Origin of the sequence: Micromonospora sp. NPDC047465 (genome assembly GCF_040643125.1) — a bacterium.
Classification (GTDB): domain Bacteria; phylum Actinomycetota; class Actinomycetes; order Mycobacteriales; family Micromonosporaceae; genus Micromonospora.
On the sequence record NZ_JBEYTP010000081.1, the window covers coordinates 1 to 16853 of the forward strand.

General features: G+C 73.5%; 11 protein-coding genes. 5 read left to right on the top strand and 6 right to left on the bottom strand.

Annotated elements, in window-relative coordinates; translation table 11 throughout:
• Nucleotides 1–200: 200 nt before the first annotated feature.
• The 3 genes from ABZ793_RS33445 to ABZ793_RS33455 form a co-directional block, all read right to left on the bottom strand.
• Entirely contained in the window at nucleotides 201–2864 is a 2664-nt protein-coding gene (locus tag ABZ793_RS33445; RefSeq protein WP_357464777.1) for a DUF6493 family protein, read from the bottom strand.
• Nucleotides 2861–4198 carry an SWIM zinc finger family protein gene (locus tag ABZ793_RS33450; protein ID WP_357464779.1) on the bottom strand — a complete coding sequence of 446 codons (1338 nt, stop codon included), beginning with the start codon at nucleotides 4196–4198 and terminating at the stop codon, nucleotides 2861–2863. Before ABZ793_RS33450 ends, ABZ793_RS33445 begins: the two co-directional genes overlap by 4 nt.
• A gap of 160 nt (nucleotides 4199–4358) precedes the next feature.
• Nucleotides 4359–5336 (bottom strand): helix-turn-helix domain-containing protein, encoded by a 978-nt coding sequence (locus ABZ793_RS33455; RefSeq protein WP_357464781.1) that lies wholly within the window; start codon nucleotides 5334–5336, stop codon nucleotides 4359–4361.
• A 328-nt stretch (nucleotides 5337–5664) separates the two neighbouring features.
• Between ABZ793_RS33455 and ABZ793_RS33460 the strand changes: the two genes are divergently transcribed.
• Nucleotides 5665–6471, top strand: coding sequence for an AfsR/SARP family transcriptional regulator (locus ABZ793_RS33460; RefSeq protein ID WP_357464783.1), 807 nt, complete (start codon nucleotides 5665–5667; stop codon nucleotides 6469–6471).
• A gap of 28 nt (nucleotides 6472–6499) precedes the next feature.
• Here ABZ793_RS33460 and ABZ793_RS33465 read toward each other — a convergent pair whose 3' ends face one another.
• The 3 genes from ABZ793_RS33465 to ABZ793_RS33475 all read right to left on the bottom strand — a co-directional run bounded on the left by ABZ793_RS33465 (nucleotide 6500) and on the right by ABZ793_RS33475 (nucleotide 10503).
• Entirely contained in the window at nucleotides 6500–9853 is a 3354-nt protein-coding gene (locus ABZ793_RS33465) for a type 2 lanthipeptide synthetase LanM family protein (RefSeq protein ID WP_357464785.1), read from the bottom strand.
• Nucleotides 9854–10006: 153 nt separating this feature from the next.
• A complete protein-coding gene (locus ABZ793_RS33470) occupies nucleotides 10007–10255 on the bottom strand; it encodes a mersacidin/lichenicidin family type 2 lantibiotic (protein WP_357464787.1) in 249 nt (82 codons plus the stop codon).
• Nucleotides 10255–10503 carry a mersacidin/lichenicidin family type 2 lantibiotic gene (locus tag ABZ793_RS33475; protein WP_350706123.1) on the bottom strand — a complete coding sequence of 83 codons (249 nt, stop codon included), beginning with the start codon at nucleotides 10501–10503 and terminating at the stop codon, nucleotides 10255–10257. The genes ABZ793_RS33470 and ABZ793_RS33475 overlap by 1 nt, the downstream gene beginning before the upstream one ends.
• Between ABZ793_RS33475 and ABZ793_RS33480 the strand changes: the two genes are divergently transcribed.
• From ABZ793_RS33480 to ABZ793_RS33495, 4 genes are all read left to right on the top strand, one after another.
• Nucleotides 10502–10726, top strand: coding sequence for a hypothetical protein (locus ABZ793_RS33480; RefSeq protein WP_357464789.1), 225 nt, complete (start codon nucleotides 10502–10504; stop codon nucleotides 10724–10726). The genes ABZ793_RS33475 and ABZ793_RS33480 overlap by 2 nt on opposite strands.
• 108 nt (nucleotides 10727–10834) lie before the next feature.
• Nucleotides 10835–11011, top strand: coding sequence for a hypothetical protein (locus tag ABZ793_RS33485; protein WP_176737180.1), 177 nt, complete (start codon nucleotides 10835–10837; stop codon nucleotides 11009–11011).
• A 112-nt stretch (nucleotides 11012–11123) separates the two neighbouring features.
• Entirely contained in the window at nucleotides 11124–14489 is a 3366-nt protein-coding gene (locus tag ABZ793_RS33490) for a type 2 lanthipeptide synthetase LanM family protein (protein WP_357464791.1), read from the top strand.
• On the top strand, nucleotides 14486–16651 hold the full coding sequence (locus tag ABZ793_RS33495; RefSeq protein ID WP_357464793.1) for a peptidase domain-containing ABC transporter: 2166 nt from the start codon (nucleotides 14486–14488) through the stop codon (nucleotides 16649–16651). The genes ABZ793_RS33490 and ABZ793_RS33495 overlap by 4 nt, the downstream gene beginning before the upstream one ends.
• The last annotated feature ends 202 nt before the right edge of the window (nucleotides 16652–16853 follow it).

Consider the following 16853-nt stretch of genomic DNA (forward strand, 5'->3'; position numbering starts at 1 on the left):
GGCGCGGCGCCGTATCCCCCCCGGCGGTTTTTCGCCGGACCGGATGGGTTGACCCCCTCCCCGGGGCGGGCGGGGTCGGCAGGCCGCCGCCGCCGGGCGGCCCGGGCACGGCGACCGCGTCGGATCATCGGCCTGGCGTCGGACGACGGCCGCCGCTGATGGTCCGGCGGATCGCAGACCCGCCGGACCATCGACAGGTGTCAGGCCGCGGTGAGCGCGCGGTGCAGGCGCCGGGCCTCGGTGACCAGGCGGGACGAGCCGCCCTGACCGGCGACCTCGCCGAGGCCGGGCACCTCGATCCGGACACCGGTCGCGGTGACCGTCTCCGTCGCCAGGGTCAGCAGGTCGGGCAGGCCGCGCGGCGGCCTCGGCGCGGCGAGTACCGCCGGCAACGCGGCGGCGACCAGCCGCCACACGGTCAGCGGCGCCCCGGCCAGGGCGGCGTCCCGCAGCGGCTCCACCACCCGGGTCAGCTTCACCAACTGCCTGGCGACCAGACGGCCGAGCTGCTCACCCGCCCCGCCGGCGTCGAACTGCCCCGCCCCGGCGAGCCCGAGCAGGGCGTCCAGGGCGGCGACCCGGTCCGCGCCGTGCCGGGCCCCGAGGCCGTAGGCCAGGGCGAGGTCGAGGGCCACCCCGCCGGTGCCGCTGCTCTCGGCGAGTAGCGGCAGCACCACGGCGCCGTCGCGCTGGTCCATGTCCGCCGCGCCGGCCACCAACGGGAGGGTGTACGCGGCGACCACCCCCCGGTGCCCCGGCAGGATCGACGGCCACATCTTCACCCACCCGGAGTACTCGACCCCGATCGGCGCCGGGTCGGCGGTCAGCAGGCCGTACCGGTCGTCGTACCCGTCGGGCGGGCGCAGCTCGACCAGGATCCGCTCCGGCACCAGCTGGTCGAACTCCCAGTCGTAGCCGGCCTTGCGGGGGCGCCGGGTGACGGTGGTGGCCCGCATGACCGGCTGCGGCAGTCCGCCGCCGCGCAGCCAGGCGGCGAGCCGCTCCCCGGCCGGCGTGCCCAGCGCCGCCGCCTTGTTCGCCACCGCGTCGTCGGCGTCGACGGGCAGGCGCAACAGGGCCTGGGTCAGGTCCCAGTACCAGGGCGTCCGGTCGCCCCACGCCGCGAGCCGCTCCACCAGCGCCAGCGGGTCGAGCATGCCGTTGACGGAGGTGGGGGCGGCCAGCAGACCGGGCTGCCCCGGCTCGTCGACGTGCGCACCGATCTCGGCGAGCCGGGCCCGCAGCAGCCGGTGGGGCGGGGGCACCCGGGGATCGATGGTGGCCAGCTCCGGCGCCGACGGCGTCCGGTCGGTCCGGCGTACGGCGGCCAGCAGCGCCGCCCACCGGCTGCGGCGCCGGGGCTGCTCGGCGGAGCCGGCGGTGAGGAGCAGGTCGACCAGCACCTTGCAGAGGCAGAGCGGGTCGTAGCGGTGCTCGTTGCCCCACGACCAGTGGCGGCGGTCGACGACGGGGGCGAGGGCGGCGTGCACCCGTGGCCCCTCGGTCGTGGTGAGCCGGACCAGCCCGTCGAGGATCCGGTCCAGCGGTGCGCCGTGCGACGGCGTGCCGAGCAGGGCGGCGACCTCCTCGGCCAGTTCGTCCACGTCGGTGATCGGGTCGGGCGCCGGCGCGGGCGGCGCGGGCGGGGGAAGGTCGTCCCCGCGCGGCCGGGTGACCGCCGGGCCGGTCCCGACCGCCGCCGGGTCGTGACCGTGCCGGGCGGCCAGCGTGCGCGCCCGGTCGCGTAGCTCGACGGCGGGATGCCCGAGCGCCACCCCGATCACCTCGGCGACCTCCACCGCCCGGTCCCGGTGTTGGCGGGCCAACCGGTCCAGCCAGGCCAGTTGTGCCCGTACGAGCGTCTTGTCCGGCCGCAGCAGCACCTCACGCGAGGCGTCGAGTACCGCCTCGACCTCCAGGTCGGGCAGATCCCGCAACGCCTTCTGCGCCATCGTGGCGACCGGAGCCGGCGCGTCGGTGAGCAGGCGGAGGTAGTCGGTGGCGCGGGCGGCGACCTCGGCGGTGGTCGGGGTCAGCTCGTGGAGCAGGGTGGTGAAGGCGCGCAGCGCCGCCGCCCGGTCGCCGCGCAGCAGCCGGCCGAGTGAGCCGTCGATGAGCATCGTCCGGTCGACGACCCCCTCGGCGGCGAGCCGCGCCAGCGCGGTCGGCAGGACGTGCCGATCCCGCTCCTCCCAGGTCGTGGTGACCTCGTCGAACATCATCCGCGAACCGAGACCGTCCACCTCGAACAGGCGGGGCAGCATGGCGGCCAGGAACGGGTCGCTGCGCAACCGGTCCACCAGGGGGGCCGGCGGCCTGGAGCGGCGCCGGTCCGGCAGCTCCACCGCGCCCAACCACAGCTCCACGAACCGGTCGTCGGTCGGCGGGGCGACCCCCTCCGCACGCAGGAGCGCGGCGACGAACCGCCACCGCTCGACCCACGTCTGCTGGTTGACCTTCGCGGCCAGCCGGTGCGCCAGGTCGCCCAGCCAGGTGATGCCGCGCTCCTCGGCGACGCCGGCCAACAGGGCGGCGGCCCGCTCGCCGTCCGGGTTGACCGAGTTGCGGGCGAGGATCGCCGCCGCCTGTGCCGCGCTGGGCAGGCAGCCCACCACGGCGACCGCCAGGGCGGTGCCCGACCCGACCGTCCACCAGGTCGACCGGTTCCGCTCCTTGAACCAGGCGGTCAGCTCGACGCCGATCTCCCTGCGGCGCTGCTCGGGCAGGCCGGCCAGGGCGTCCGCGACCAGCGTGGCGGAGCCGTTCTGGATCAGGTCGAACAAATCGCTGGTCCCGCCAGCGGCCAGCTCCCGACGCCGGCGTACGGTGCTCTTCATCAGCAGCGTCTGTCGGGCCCGGCTCACACCCGCTCCTCGACCTGGTCGGTGGTCAGCATCCGGGTGGCCAGCGCGTGCCGGCACGGACCCCGCTGCCCCCGGTGCTTCGCCCACCACGGGCAGGTGCAGGTGAACCCGCCGTCCGGCAGCCGGCGGACCCGGTACACCTGGTCGCCGCTGCGGATCGTGGCGGACGTCCCGTCCCACTCGACCGCCCCGGCGTCGAGCAGCGCCCGCGCGCCGACCAGACGGGGATTGTCCCGCTCCGCCCGGCCCGCGTCGTACGGCATCACCCGGTGGAAGTACGCGGCCTCGGAGACGTCGTATCCGACCCGCCCCGCGGTGCCGAGCTGCGCCAGCGCGCCCCGGACCCGTGCCGCGTCGATCCCGGCCTCCGCCGCCAGCCGATCCACGTCGATGGCCGGGTCCCAGGAGAGCAGGGCGGCGACCAGGTCGGCGTCGTCGACGACATCGTCCCCGGCCAGCGCGGTGAGCGCCGCGCCTTCGCCGGAGAACCCGCGGTACGGCTCGGGGGAGAGGGTCAGGGAGAGGCGCAGCGCACCCGTGTCCAGCTCCCAGGTGCTCGGCACGGGCGCCGACCCGGCCGCGACGGTCGGCCCGTACACCCGCAGGGTCCGGGCGAACCGCAGCATCGGGCGCAGGGCGGCCAACCGGCTCGCCCCGGCCAGGCAGACCGCGCCGGGCACGGGCCGGGAGGTCAGCCGCAGCGACCGCCCGGCCGGCACCACCCAGAGCACCGAACGGTCGGCGGTCGTGGGCAGCCGGCGCAGGAACGCCGCCGCCTCGGCCGCCGGGACCTCCGCCCGGGGCTCGAACCTCGCGGCCAGCACCTGCACCTCGGCGAAGCCGCGCAGCCAACGCACCGGCAGCGGGACCTTCTTCTCCACCACCGCGCCGTCCATGGTGGAGACGGTCAGGTCCTCCGGGCCGACCGACAGGTGCAGCGGGTCGAGGCCGCCGACCCGGGCCAGGGCCTCCCGTAGCGGGTTGTTGACGTCGACGTTGGTGGTGCCGTGCTCCACCACGTCGCCGTCCAGGCCGTCGGGCAGGGCGTCGAGGCGGGCGTAGACACCGCAGCAGCCGGAGAAGGACTCGAACCGGAGCCGGTCCCGACTGCCGGTCACCACGGGGTCGAGGCTCGCCGGGCTGACCGGTCGGTGGTACCGGGTCCGGGCCACCTCCGCGACCGCCAGCAGGCCGACGGCCGCCGCGTGCGGGGTGGTGAGGAAGCCGGTGAAGAACCGCGGGTTCGGCGCGGGCCCCCCACTCGTCTGCAGGGCGAGTCCATCCTGTCCCAACGCGGAGGACCCCAGATACCGGTACGTCTGCACTGCGTTCACGTCCGCGGACAGTAGAGGACCCCACCGACAGGAATCCGACCCGTTTCCCGTCGGCTGCGATCCGGACCCGTGCGGCCTCCCGCGCGGTGGCGGCCATCGCTCCGGGTCGTGGCCCCGGACCGAGGAGGCGGGCCAAGCACCGCTGGACGTGCGACGCTCGTCAGGACGCCGGGGTCAGGTCGATGAGGAACTCCTGGTGGGCCTTGCCGGTGCACGGCCCCTGCATCGCCTCCGCGCCGATGGGCGTGCGGGCGTCGTCCCGGATGCCGATGCACAGCCCGCTGGCTGCCGGCCGCAGCCGGTAGCCGCCCGGGACCGGCGTGTCGACCCTCTCGGCGGCGAACAGTTGTTCCTTCCTGCTGGGGCTGCAGTCCGTCCAGGGTTCGAGCATGTCCTGGGCCGGCGGTGACTTCAGGACGGTGAGGCAGCCGATGCCGAACTGAGGATGATCCCACTGGATGTGGACGAGGTTGTCGCGGACGGGTTCGAGGCGGGTGCGGGGCAGGTCGGGTTTGTCGCATGGCTGCAGGGTCGCGACCGAGCCCTGGTACCGGCCGGTGCGCTCGCGCCCTTCGGAGAGGCACAAGGTGGGCGAGCCGACCGGATGGATCTGCGCCCACGCCCCCTCTTCTGGCAGGTCCAGGCTGCCGGAGACGACGGGCCGCTCCGGCTGACGGTCTGGCTGGTCACGCTGCTCCGTCGCCCACACCGCAAGCGGGATCGCCAGGCCGGCGGCGGCCAGCAGGGCGACGGCAGGGCGCAGCCATGGCCACCTGCGTCGGACCGGTGGCGCGTCACCCGGATCGGGTGCGTCCGGGGGCGGTGCCGGGGGCGGTGCCGCGGGCTCGGTCGCGGCGCCCAGTCGATCCCGTGCCCGCAGCCAGACGTCCACTTCCTCCTGGTCGCCTCCGCAGGCGCGGACGAACGCGGCGAGGACCTCGGCGCGCGGTAACGTCGGCCGGCGCAGGACGTCGGCGATGGTGCTGCGCGGCAGCGCTTCGCCGCCCGCGGTGGCCCGTTGTTCGAGCTGCCGGTACGTACACCCGGACCGCTGCTTGAGCCGTGCCATGAGCGCGACGAGTTCAGCGACGGTGGCAGCCTCATCCGGTCGTTCGTCCCCCGTAGCTCCGACCGACATGGCCCACAGGCTATCGCCACAACTCGATCGGCGGGGGCCGGGTTCGGGCGGTGAGCTGTCCGGACAGGCCCGAGGCACCGCGCTGACCAGGCCGGACATGTCGGCCGTGACCGGGACAGGCGACTGTCCTTGCCGGACACACCGGTCCCCCCGAGGCTGAAGGGACCTCGCCGTCGCGGCAGGAGCGCGCGGCGGCGGAGGACCCGGCAGACCACTCCCGGTCCGGCCGGTCCGGGCACCGCTCGTGCGTCCGTCGCCGCTCAGGCACGGCGGAGAGCGGTGACCCGGTGAACGAGACGGATGTCGTACTGATGTGGGAGGCGGAAGCGTGGCCCTGCCCGAATCGATCCGATACCGGATACTCGGTCCCGTACAGACGAAGTCGGCCGACGGCACCTGGCAGGACTTTCGACAGGACAAGTGGCGCACGCTGCTCGCGGTCCTGCTGGTCCGGTCGAACCGCGTCGTGCCCTGCGGCGAGTTGGTGCGGCAGCTGTGGCCGGAGGAGGCGCCGGGCAGCCAACGCAAGCTGGTGCAACAGTACGTCCACCGACTCCGCCGGAGCCTGGACGACCCCGACGGCGAAGTCCTGCGGACGCGGCCCGCCGGGTACGAGTTGCGGGTGTCCCCGGGCGAGCTGGACGTGGACCGGTTCGACGCGCTCTGCGCGGACGGCCGACGGGCGCTCGCGACGGCGGCGTACGAGGAGGCGATGGCGCACTTCGGCCAGGCGATGGCGCTGTGGCGCGGAACGGCCATGGCGGACGTCGGGAACGCCCCCGCGGTCGTGGCCGAGCGGATCCGGATGACCGAACGCCGGCTCGCCGCGACCGAGCTGTGGTTGCGCGCGGGTCTGGCCTGCGGCCGGCACGACGTCCTGATACCGGAGCTGGAATGCCTGGTCGTCGCGCACCCGCTGCGGGAACGCTTCCGGGAGCTGCTGATGACCGCGCTCTACGAGACCGGCCGGCGGGCGGACGCCCTCAGCGTCGCCCGGCACCTGCGCTGCCTGCTCAGGGATGAGCTGGGCATCGACCCGGGGGCCCAGATCCAGCGGCTGGAACGGACGATCCTGCTCGGGGAGGACGTGGACCTGTCGCTGCTGCGCCCGCTCGCCGTGCCCGCCGACTCCTGACCGGCAGCGCACGACGGGGGCGCGACGCTCAGGCGGCCACCACCACGTGGTGCCCTCGCTCGGCCGGCCGACCCGGATCGCCGCCGTGCCCCGGTGCGTCCAACAGCAGGACGTTCGCCACCCGGTGCGGCATCGCCACCCGGAGCAGGCCGTAGCCGATGCCGGCGAGCCCCATCAGCAGCCCGGGCGTGCTGACCTGCTCCGGGACCCCGGCCCGGGGCGCGCCGGCGAGGACCTGCTCGGCGATCGCCCGCGCGCACCGCAGACCCAGCGCCGCGTCGCCCGGCTCGTCGAGTGCCGAACTGGCCGCCAGCAGGGTCTCGACCAACCCGAGGTCCCCGTGGCAGATGGAGTCGTTGCCGATGCCCGTGTACCGCCCGTCGACGACCAGGTCGTCGCGGACCTTGCCGGTCGCGATGTGCAGGTCCTCGCGGATCAGGTCGTGCCAGGGAGCCAGCACGGGCAGTCGCAGCATCGCCGCGCGTGCCAGTCCGATCCCGGCGGCGCCGTGGCACCAGGCGTTCATGAAGGCGCCCGGACCACTGATCACCCGCAGGTCGGGCCAGTTCCGGCGTTCCGGCGACAGGTGGTGCCGCTCGAAGCGCAACGCCCGCCCGCACACCTCGGCGAGCTGGTCGTCTCCGGTGAGCTGGGCGATCCGGGCCAGTGCGTACCCGATGCCGCTGGCGCCGTGGGAGAACCCGAGCAGCGCCGGCGCGTTCTCGTACTCGACCTGCCATCCTGTCCCGCCGGGCACGTCGATCGCGCGGTCGGCGATCGTCCTACCGGCCGCCTTGAGGGCGTCGAGGGTCTGCTCGTCGGGATGGGCGTCGTGCAGGGCGAGGATCGCCAGCGCCGCCCCGGCGGTGCCGCTGATCACGTCGAGCACCTTGTCCTCGGCGAACCGCTCCCGGCACAGCGCCGCGGCCTGCCGGGCCGCGTCGACGAGCGCGGGCGCCCGCAACACCTCGGCGAGCTGGCCCAGTACGTAGACGAGGCCGCCCAGCTCGCTGAAGCCGCCGATCGGCAGCCCGGCCCCCCGGTCCGGGCTGGCGGCGAGTTGGCGGGTCACCTCGGCGAGCTGGGCGGCGAGCTGTTCGGCGGGCCGGCGGAACCGGGCGTCGCCGGTGACCGCGCCGAGCTGGCCGAGGAACAGGGCGACTCCGGCGACCCCGCTGTACAGGTCGATGCCGGCGTGGCCGACCTTCCAGTACCGGTCGCCGATGAAGTTCACCGACAGCCACGACGGCGCCTCGCCGTCGGCGGCCAGGGCGGCGTCGAGCAGCAGGTCCGCGATCGACCGGGCGGCCCGCACGGCGAGATCGGCGTCGATCGACGCCTCCGGCAGCGGCCTGGACTCGACCCGCTCGGCGTGGGGCGTACCCACCGTGAGCCCGGACATGGAGGCGCGGATGCACCAGAGCTGTCGCCGCAGGTCCTCCTCGGACATCGCGCCGATCCGCGCCCGCACGGCCGCCAATCCGCTGGTTTCCAGGAAGTCGTGGGCCACCACCCCCTGTGCGTCGTAGAGGTCCGTCGAGCCGGGGGTGGTGTGGAACGCCGGGATGTCCTGGTCGGCGAGCTGTCGATGTTCGCTGCCGAACAGCACGTCGCGGTCCGGCAGGTCGACGAACGCGGAGGAGAGCACCTCGTGGAAGATCTCCCGGTCGAGCGAGTCGCGCAGCAGGTCCGGGTGCCAGGACTCCGACTGGACCCGGCCGTACGTCATCGTGGGGCGGGGGATGAACCGCACCTCGTCGTCGCGGAACCGGGCGATCGGTCCGCCGGCGGCGAGCAGGTCGTCGCGGTGGGCGGCGATGATCCGGTAGCAGTCGGTGAAGCCGGCGGCGAGGGCGTCGGTGTGGGCCAGCGCGTTGACGGGGCGGCCGTCCAGCCGTACGCGGTTCTGCGTCTCCGGCATCTCCCGGCGGTCCCGCACGACCCGCATCTCGTCGGTGCCGCCGGCGACGAAGGTGGGCAGGCGGGCGGGTGAGAGTTGGCCGCCGGAGCCGGCCAGGCCGCTCACCTCCGCGTCGTAGATGCCCTCGTCGTCGGCGGTGATGATGCGCTCGGGCAGGAGGCCGACCCGGAGCACCGAGTCCCGCACCACGCGGGGCGCCTCGCCGAAGGTGAGCGGCGCCAGCTGCGCCCCGGTGACCCGGGGCAGCACCTGGAAGATCGCCTCCAGGTCCACGGGGACGGGGTGTTCCCCGGCCGCGATGACGTTCTCCAGGTGCAGGTCCGAGCCGCAGAGGGCGTGGAACAGCGCCAGGAACGCGCCCTGCCGCCAGAAGAAGCGGTCCACCTGCTCCTCGTTCTCGCACGACGCGACGTCGACGTGCTCCACCCAGCCGTACTCGCCCCGGTCGAGGACGAGCAGCGGCCGCAGCGGTTGGCGGAGCCCGTGGGCGTTGAGCCAGTCGAGGACCTGGTTGAAGTGGACCTCCACGCTGAGGCTGCGTGGCTTGTACACCAGCTTGCGACCGTCGGTGAAGGTGAGGATCGCGACGGTCTGGCCGCCGCGGTGGGTGTCCCCGGCGCCGAAGCTCACCCGGGCCAGGTCGGCCAGTCCGTGCCAGTCCCCACCGAAGGTCTGCCGCAGCTCGGGCAGATCGGCGAGGAGCCGTTCGGCGAACCGGGCCCGGACGTCGACGGTGGTGCGCAGGCAGGTGACCAGTTCCCGGGCGAGCACCGGGTACTCGGCCAGGATGCCGAGCGCCGTCTCGGGCGTACGGATCTGCGCGATGAACGACGACATCCGCTCGGCCGGTGTCGCCCCGGCCAGCCGGCCCTCCACCCGGGCCACGTTCACCTCGAGGATCATGACGGAGATGATCATTTGCAGGAGTCGATCGAGCGGCGGTTGTAGCAGCGAGTGGTCCGCCGGCAGGGTGTCGTCGTGGCCGTGCCGGGCCGCCAGCCGGGCCACCCGGCTGCCCAACTCCTCCTGGCTCCACGCCAGCAACGGCGCGATCAGGTTCAGGAACACCACGTTCCCGGCCTGGTCGTGCCCGTGGTCGTGGTCGTCGTGATCGCATCCGGTCGCCGGGCCACCGGCGAGGTCGTCGAGGCGCGTCGACCCGAACCGCCGCCACGCCTCGGCGATCACGCCCAGCCAGGCCGGCCGGTCGGGGATCCTGGCGGCGAGCGACTCGGCCGGTTCGGCCAGCAGTTCGACGATCCCGTCCTCGGCCAGCCCGAGTCGTTCCCACCGGTCGAGCGAAATGTCGGTGCCGCGCAGGATGTGGCCGCCACGCCAGGCGTCCCGCCGGCGGCGACCGTAGTCGTGTTGCTCCTCCGTGATCGACGGCGTGCCTCCGGCCCGTTCGGACCGGGTCAGGCCACGCCACCAGTTCGGCGTCTGAAGAATCTCGTCGAACATGTCTCCACCCTCATTTGTCCGCGTCCGGAACGGCCGCGGCTGTCGTGGCCCGGCCCTCCGGCCCGGGGTGGACACCGTCACCACGATGCCCACCCCGGCCTGCATGGAAAATCGGTCAGTCGTCGGTACCGGAATGCGGTTTGCCGACCGCCGTCAGCAGCTTCCCGACGTGCATCCGGCCGTCATGATCCAGCAGGTGTTGGTGCAGCCGAGGCTGCCCCACTGGCAGGTGAAGCAGGTGTAGAAGGTGAATGCCCGGTCACCGCCGAAGATGTCCGCCAGATCCGAGTCCAGGCCACCGACGGCGCCCACCGGGCTCTCGGGCAGGAGGGCGATGTCGGCGTCGTCGAGCGTGGTGCGGAAGGCGGGGTCCTTCCATGCGCGCACAACCGTGTTGCTCATCAGCATCCCCAGCAGGTGCGGCAGGTCCACAGCGGGTAGCAGGTGAGGCAGGTGCGGAAGGTGTAGGGCTCCCCGTTGCAGCAGCCCATCGTCGCGGTCGACTCGGTGCCGGCGCCCCGGGTCCCATCCGTGACCATCTCACCCAACTCGACCCGGCCGACCGGGTGGGCCGGCAACATGGCGAGTTCGCTGTCGTCGAGAGTGGCCCGGAAAACCGGGTCCTTCCACGCCCTCGCAGCAGTTTCCATGATTTCTCCGATCGATAGAAGAAGTGTCGCCACGCCTGCCGATCCACCGTGGATGACGGGTGCGGCAATGCGGCGGGCGGCGATGATCCCGCGGTCAGAACAGGCGACGGAATCGGAAACTCGGCTCGGCCAGGAACCGGTGCCGCCCGATGGCGGCAGAAACACAATGGACGCCGCCGGCTCACCGGTCAAGGCCGACGGCGACCGGTTCTACCGGGACTGAATCGGCAGCGAACCGAGCGTCGACCGGAAAACAACCGGCGTCTGAAACGCTCATCCCGCTCGGCCAGAACAGCGACGGTTCGCGATCTGACGAGGGGAGGTGACAGAAATGACGGAACGACCGGAACTCGTCGAGGACCCGATCGGTCAGCTGGACCTGACCGACCTCGACCAGGAGATCAACGGTGGTAGCAGCGCGGTGTGCTTCACCATCACGGTCACGATCTCCACCTTCAAGCACAGCATCTGTGGCACCTGCGGCATCTTCAGCGTCGGCTGCTGCTGATCCCGCGATGGCGATCGGCACCCCGGTCGCGTCACCGGGTGGGCGGAGGCGTCCGCCGCCTCCGCCCACCCGGAACCCGTTCCATCGTGACGAGCCGCAACGGAGAGACGTGATGGCCCCACGCAACACCGCAACGAGCGATCGCGCCGACCTCGGCAGCGACGTGTTCGACCGACCAGCCTGGTGGGCTGCCCTGTCCCTGGAGGAACGGCGGCGTGTGCCGGTGCCCGACACCGAGGCCGCCCGCAGCCGGGGCGCGCGCCGGCTCGACGCCTGGCGGACCGTCCGGGCCGCCACCGGCGGACTGGAGCCGAACCTCGCCCGGTGGCACGAGGCGGGCCTCAGCGAGGAGGAGTTGGCGCTGCTCCTCGGGGAGTCCTCCGACAGCCTGCGCGACCGGGTGCCGCATCCACCGTCGTGGCTGACGAGCGTGGCCCAGGCGTGGTCCACCGATCCCGCCGACCTGCCCGCGTTCGACGCCGGCCCGACGGCCGACCTGGGACCGACCGCCGACCTGCTCGCGCTGGTGCACCCGTTGTCGCACCGCTACCAGCAGCGGTTGCACGAGGAGGTGCGCCGGCTCGCCAGCGACCTCGGCCACCGGGGCGAGGTTCCGCCGCACCATCCGTTGCTGCGGCCGAACCACGAGGTCCACCTGGCGATGATCAGTCCGGTGCTCGCGGTCCACCTGCAGCGCGCACGCAGCGCAGGGACACTCTCCGGTGACACGCCGGCAGCACGGTTCGGCGACTTCGTCCGGCAGCTTCGCCAGCCCGCGTACGCCCTGCGGATCCTCGCCGAGTATCCGACGCTCACCCGCGAGCTCGTCGACGAGATGGAGACGTGGCTGGCGGTACGGAGCGAGCTGGCCCGACGCGTGCTGGCCGACCTGCCGGCGCTGCGCGCGGAGTTCGGCCTGACCGCCGCCTCGCTCGACGATCTGGTGGAGGTGCAGACCGGTGCCGGCGACACGCACCGCGGCGGGCGGAGCGTCGCGATCCTCACCTTCGCCGGCGGCGGCAAGGTGGTCTACAAGCCCCGCCCGCTCGCCGTCGAGTCGCATTTCTACGCCCTGGTCGACTGGCTCAACGCCAAGGGGATGACCTGCCCACTGCGTCGGCTGACCATCGTGGAGCGGGCGGGGTACGGCTGGGTCGAGTTCGTCCACCCCGAGAGCTGCGCCGACGAGGAGGGGCTGCGCCGCTTCTACTGGCGCCAGGGCGCCTACCTGAGCCTGCTGTACCTGCTGCGCGCCTCGGACATCCACCTGGAGAACGTCATCGCCGCCGGCGAGCACCCGGTGATCGTCGACCTGGAAGCGATCTTCCAGCAGGCTCGGCCGACCACCGACACCCGGCCGCTGGTGCTGCCCGCCGAGGCGATGCACCGCATCGAGGAGTCCGTGCTGTCGATCGGCCTGCTGCCGCAGCGCCTGATCCAGCAGGACGGCGACGCGGTGGTGACCACCGAGCTGTCCGGGATGGCCGGCGGGCGAGGGGAACTGAGCCCGATGAAGGTGCCGCGGTGGCAGGACACCGGCACCGACCAGATGCGGCGGACCCGGGCCCGCATGGAGATGCCCGGCGGGCACAACCTGCCCACGGTCGCCGGCACCGCGGTGGACCCCGCCCGGTACACGGCCGACCTGGTCGCCGGTTTCGAAGCCTGCTACCGGCTGCTGCTCGCGCACCGTGACGAGCTGGCCGCCCCCGACGGGCCGGTTGCCGCGTTCGCCGCGGACGAGATCCGGTTCATCGTGCTGCCCACCATGGTGTACGGCCGCATCCTCGGCGAATCCTGGCACCCTGTGGTGCTGGGCGACGCCCTGGACCGGGAGTGCCTGTTCGAGGTCCTCGCCACCCGTCACCCCGAGCTGGTGGCTGACCGAGCCGTCGCCGCCAGTGAGATCCGGCAGCTCGCCCGGCGGGACATCCCGTTCTTCCGGACCCGACCCGACTCCCGGGACCTGTACGACGACCGTGGCCTCGTCGTACGCGACTTCTTCCCCCACCGCGGACTGGACCTCGTCCGGGACCGGATCGCCGGGCTGTCCGCCGCCGACCTGCGCCAACAGAGCTGGGCCGTGTCGGCGTCGCTGGCCGCGCTGCAACTCGGCGACGGCCAGGAGGCCGTCGCACCCCGGACGCGCGCGGCGCCGGCCGAGGAGATCGACCAGGCGCTCGCCGAGCGTGCCGCCGTCCGCCTGGGCGACCGACTCCTCGAGACCGCGCTCGGTGACCCGGCCCGGCCGGTGTGGCTGACCCTCGCGCTCGTCACCGACCGGCACTGGAGCGTCGTACCCACGGCGTTCGAGAGCTACAGCGGGCTGTCCGGGATCGCGGTGTTCCTCGGCCAACTCGGCGAGCAGACGGGCCTGGCGCGGTTCCGGTCCGCGGCCGAGGCGATCACCGCGATGCTCAGCGGACACGTCGACGCCCTGCTCGACTGGCCGGAGACCGACCGTGACCTGCTCGGTATCGGGGGCTTCAGCGAACTGGGCGGCTACGTCCACGCGCTGACCCAGCTCGGCGCGCTGTGGCGAGCACGACCGCTGCTGGACCAGGCACGTCGGCTCGTCCCGGAACTGCTCCGGCGGTTCGACGGCGACCGCCACCTCGACGTGGTCGCGGGCACCGCCGGGGCGGCGCTCGCGCTGCGTGCCCTGCACGCGGTCGATCCGGACGAGCGGACGTCGATGGCGCTGCGGGCGGCGGGCGACCACCTGCTCGCCACCGCCTCGGCCCACGACCCCGGGCTGGCGTGGCCGTCCGCGATCCCCGCGCGATCGCCGCTGCTCGGCTTCTCGCACGGGGTCTCCGGCATCGCCTACGCACTCGCCGAGATCGCCCGGGTGACGGGCGGGCAGCGCTACCTCGACGCGGCCGAGCGTGCCGTGCGGTACGAGCACCTCCAGTACGACGCCGCCGCGGGCAACTGGCCCGATCACCGCGACGTCACCCCGCCGGGCACGTTCATGAACGCGTGGTGTCACGGTGCGGCCGGCGTCGCGCTGGCCCGCGCGGCCATGCTCGGCACCGTGCGCATCCCCGAGGTGCGCGCCGACCTCGACGCGGCGGTCGCCTCGGTGCGGGGCAGCCTCACCTCGGGCGAGCTGCTCACCGGCACCGGCAACGACTGCCTGTGCCACGGCGACCTCGGCCTGGCGGAAGCCCTGCTCACCGCCGGCCTGGCCACCGGCGACGACACTCTCGTCACCACGGCGCGCAGGGCGACGCGCGCGGTCGCCGAGACGGTGCTCGCCGGCGAGGAGCTCTGCGGCGTACCGCAGGGGATGCACGTGCCGGGACTGCTGATGGGCACCGCCGGCATCGGCTACGGGCTGCTCCGGGCCGCTCGGCCCGACCTCACGCCGAACGTCCTGCTGCTGGCTCCGCCGGTCGGCGCGGCGCCCCGCGACCGCCAACCACCTGGCCCGGCCACCGCCGCCGCCCGTGCCGTCGCCGAGGAGGAAGCGTGACCCGCGTACCGGTGATCGTGCAGATGAGCAGCACCGAGTGCGGGCCGAGCTGCCTGGCCATGGTGCTCGGCGGGCTGGGACGCGCCACCGAGGTCCGGGAGCTGCGCGCCCACTTCGGGGTGGGACGCGACGGCACCAGCGCCCGCCGCATCCTGGAGGTGGCCCGCGAGTACGGGCTGGCCGCACGGGGACTGCGGGTGAACGAGGCCGGGCTGGCCAGCGTCCGCCTGCCCGCCATCGCACACTGGGGCGAGGACCACTTCACGGTGCTGGAGAAGGTCGGGCCGCGCCGGATCCGGATGGTGGATCCCGGACACGGCCGGCGGCGGCTGACGCACGAGGAGTTCTTCGCGGAGTTCTCCGGCACCGTGCTGGAGTTCACGCCGGAAGAGTCGATGCGGCGTCGGCGCCGCCCGATCCGCGACCACCTCGCCCTGCGGTTCCTGCGCGACCTGGTCCGGCTGGCGCCGCTGCTCATGGTGTTGGCCGTGGCGCTCTCGGCCGTGGTGCAGGTGCTCGGGCTCGCCTCCGCCTGGGCGACGAAGTACGGCGTGGACGTCCTCATCGGGCAGCGGGCGGACACCCTGTCCCTCTTCGCCCTCGGCGTGGGCGCGTACATCGTGACGCACACCCTCGCCACCCTCTCCCGGGGGCTGGCGCTGCTGGTGCTCCAACGTCGGCTCGACGGCACCCTGGGTGAGCGTTTCATGAGCCACCTGATGCGGCTGCCGTACGCGTACTTCCAGACCCGCGGCGCGGGCGACCTGATGGGCCGGCTGAGCAGCAACATGGCGGTGCGGGACATGCTGACCTCGCAGCTGGCCACGCTCCTGCTCGACACCGTCTTCGTCTTCATCTACACCGCCCTGCTGGTGGCGCTGAGCCCGGCGTACGCCGCGGTGGTCGCGGTCCTGGCGGTCGCCCAGTTCGGCATCGTGCTGAGCACCATCCGGCTCGTCCACGAGCGTGCCCAGCGCGAGCTGGCCGCCGACGCGAAGGCGCAGAGCAGCGCGATCGACGCGCTGGCCGGGGCAGAGTTCCTGAAGAGTTCCGGGCTGTCCAACTGGGCGTTGCGCCGGTGGGCCGACCGGTTCACCGTGTCGGTGCGGGCGGGATTCGAGCGGCGGCGGCTGGACCTCGTCAACGAGTCGGCGATGGGGATGTTCCAGGTCGCCGCGCCGCTGGTGCTCCTCCTGTTCGGCGTCGTCCAGGTGGTGGCCGGCCGGATGTCGCTCGGCACGATGCTCGGCCTGAACGTCGTCGCCGGGCTGCTGCTGGCTCCCGTCGGGCAGGTGATGGGTGCGCTGCGTTACCTCCAGACGATCGGGTCCCACCTGGAGCGCATCTACGACGTGCTGGACGAGGAACCGGAACCGGCGCGCCCGCAGGCCCACCAGCCGGTCGAGCTGCGCGGCGAGATCGAGCTGCGCGGGGTCGACTTCCGGTACGACCTGGGCACACCGCTGGTGCTCAGGAACATCGACCTGCGGGTCGCGGCCGGGTCGAAGGTGGCGGTCGTCGGGTCCACCGGCTCCGGCAAGACCACCCTGGTGCGGCTGCTCACCGGGCTGCTGCGGGCGAGCGCCGGAGGCGTCCTGGTGGACGGGCGGCCCCTCGACGACTACGACCTGGAGCCGCTACGCCAGCGCTTCGGCGTGGTCACCCAGTTCCCGTACATCTTCGGCGGTTCCATCCGCGACAACCTGACGCTCGGCCGGCTCGACGTCACCGACGACGAGCTGCGCGAGGCGTTGCGCAAGGTGCAGTTCCTGCCGGATCTGGAGCGCATGCCGATGGGCCTGAGCACCGGCGTCGGTGAGGGCGGCGGCGCGCTCTCCGGTGGCCAGCGGCAGCGGCTGGCGATCGCCCGGGCGTTGCTGGCCAGGACGAACGTGCTCCTGCTCGACGAGGCGACCAGCCACCTGGACACCCTGACCGAGGCGGCGATCGCCGCCGAACTGTCGGCGCTCGGCTGCACCCGGATCGTGATCGCACACCGGATCAGCACGGTCAGCGACGCCGATCAGATCGTCGTGCTGCATCAGGGCGAGATCGTCGAGCGCGGCACCCACGAGGAGCTGATGACATTGGGCGGCCGGTACGCCGAGCTGGCGCGGCGGCAGACGGGTCGGTCGACGGAGCGTGCGACAGCCGGGGGCTAGTCGAAGGTTCCCTGCCCGCAGGCGGGCGGCTCGTCGTGCGCCCGCCTGCGGGCGCCTGCGTGCGCTCGGTCCGCTCGAACCCCGCGGGATTCGGCTTCGCGCAGGTACTCGCCGATCTCGACGCGGTACGCGGCGGCGGGGGGGGGGCCGGGGGCGGCGGGGAGCGGGCGGCCGCGGGACGCCGCGGGGAGGTCCACGCCGT